The organism is Candidatus Halocynthiibacter alkanivorans, assembly GCF_003333265.1.
In the GTDB taxonomy this organism is placed as follows: domain Bacteria; phylum Pseudomonadota; class Alphaproteobacteria; order Rhodobacterales; family Rhodobacteraceae; genus Halocyntiibacter_A; species Halocyntiibacter_A alkanivorans.
Genome location: NZ_QOLB01000110.1, coordinates 1 through 1493, shown reverse-complemented (window position 1 = coordinate 1493; position 1493 = coordinate 1). Strand labels below are relative to the sequence as shown.

The following is a 1493-nucleotide window of genomic DNA, read 5'->3' as shown; positions in this document are numbered from 1 at the left end:
GTGTATAGGGGACAGGTCCGGGTGTGCGCCCTGATGACGATTCTGTTCTTGGGCGGCTGGCATGGTCCATTCGCACTGGGCGAGGAGTTCGTCCGCGACCATCCCTTCGTGAATGCGTTCGCCGGCTTGTTCTGGTTCATGTTCAAGATCCTGTTCCTGTTCATCATGTTCGCGATGGTGAAGGCGATTGTCCCTCGTTACCGCTATGACCAGCTGATGCGCCTGGGGTGGAAGATCTTCCTGCCAACCTCGCTCGTGGCGGTTCTGATTGTGTCCGGCTATGTCGTTTATCTGGGAGTTCAGTCATGAGTCTGGCTCAAACCATCCGTGGCGCGCTCCTGACCGATTTCCTCGGCGCGCTCGTCGTGGCGACAAGGGAAGTGTTCACGCGCAAGGCAACGGTGAACTATCCGTTTGAGAAAAATCCTCTTTCTCCGCGCTTCCGTGGGGAACATGCTTTGCGGCGTTATCCCAGCGGTGAAGAGCGCTGCATCGCCTGTAAATTGTGTGAGGCAATCTGCCCGGCGCAGGCCATCACGATTGAGGCTGAGCCGCGCGCAGACGGTGCCCGTCGTACCACACGCTATGATATCGACATGGTGAAATGCATCTATTGCGGCTTCTGTCAGGAGGCCTGTCCGGTCGATGCCATCGTGGAGGGGCCGAACTTCGAATTCGCCACTGAAACGCGCGAAGAGCTGTTCTATGACAAGGACCGCCTGCTCGCGAACGGAGATCGTTGGGAACGACTGATCGCCAAGAATCTGGAACTCGACGCGCCTTATCGCTAGGCCGCCGAAACTATTAACTCATGGGGCATTCTGCCCTGCAAAGAAGGGGGCCTAGTAGGGCTGTGGCAGTCATCGCTTTCTATCTGATCGCGGCCGTCGTGCTCGTATCGGCGCTGTCGGTGATCATGGCGCGCAACCCCGTTCATTCGGTGTTGTGGCTCATTCTCGCATTCTTCTCATCGGCCGGTTTGCTTGTGCTGATTGGCGCTGAGTTCCTGGCCATGCTTTTGGTCGTTGTCTATGTCGGCGCGGTTGCTGTGTTGTTCCTGTTCGTCGTTATGATGCTGGACGTCGACTTCGTCGAGCTCAAGCGCGGCACACTGAGATACTGGCCGTTCGCTGTGCTTGTCGGGATCATATTTGCCGCCGAAATCGTGCTGGCATCGGTGATCGGCACGGCAGACATGGAGACCAATTTCGATGCATCTCCGGGCGCTGAGACTAATGCCGAGGCCATAGGACAGGTAATGTATACGCAATACCTGCTGCTGTTCCAGATGGCGGGCATCATCCTGCTCGTTGCCATGATTGGTGCCATCGTGCTGACGCTGCGTCACCGTCCAGAGACCAAGCGTCAGAACATTGCCAAACAGACCTCGCGCCGTCGCAGCGATGCCTATGAATTGAAAGACCCCACTCCGGGGCAGGGGATCTAAGACATGGACCTTGGGCTTTCCCATTTTCTCGCCGTTTCGGCGGCCC

3 protein-coding genes are annotated in these 1493 nt (G+C 57.3%); all 3 read left to right on the top strand.

Annotated elements, in window-relative coordinates:
* On the top strand, positions 1-309 hold a 309-nt coding region (locus DWA01_RS13110), incomplete at its 5' end, for an NADH-quinone oxidoreductase subunit H (RefSeq protein WP_200832577.1).
* A complete protein-coding gene (nuoI, locus tag DWA01_RS13105; protein WP_034812285.1) occupies positions 306-791 on the top strand; it encodes an NADH-quinone oxidoreductase subunit NuoI in 486 nt (161 codons plus the stop codon). The genes DWA01_RS13110 and nuoI, both read left to right, overlap by 4 nt.
* Positions 792-853: 62 nt before the next feature.
* Positions 854-1447, top strand: coding sequence for an NADH-quinone oxidoreductase subunit J (locus DWA01_RS13100; protein ID WP_114286274.1), 594 nt, complete (start codon positions 854-856; stop codon positions 1445-1447).
* Positions 1448-1493 lie beyond the last annotated feature (46 nt).

Excerpts from the sequence above, each read along its gene's own strand:
- nuoI (WP_034812285.1), top strand. The coding sequence starts at position 306 with ATGAGTCTGGCTCAAACCATCCGTGGCGCGCTCCTGACCGATTTCCTC.